General features: G+C 62.7%; 1 pseudogene. It reads left to right on the plus strand.

Annotated features, from left to right (window positions below):
• Positions 1-324 (plus strand): annotated as a pseudogene (gene pncA / locus BST17_RS28580) (pyrazinamidase PncA); the annotation flags it as partial.

The raw sequence follows: 324 nt of genomic DNA on the forward strand, positions 1-324 counted from the left end.
AACCAAGGACTTCCACATCGACCCGGGTGACGACTTCTCCGGCACACCGGACTATTCCTCGTCGTGGCCACCGCATTGCGTCAGCGGTACTCCCGGCGCGGACTTCCATCCCAGTCTGGACACGTCGGCAATCGAGGCGGTGTTCTACAAGGGTGCCTACACCGGAGCGTACAGCGGCTTCGAAGGAGTCGACGAGAACGGCACGCCACTGCTGAATTGGCTGCGGCAACGCGGCGTCGATGAGGTCGATGTGGTCGGTATTGCCACCGATCATTGTGTGCGCGAGACGGCCGAGGACGCGGTACGCAATGGCTTGGCCACCAG

It is taken from the genome of Mycolicibacterium bacteremicum (assembly GCF_002086115.1).
GTDB lineage: Bacteria > Actinomycetota > Actinomycetes > Mycobacteriales > Mycobacteriaceae > Mycobacterium > Mycobacterium bacteremicum.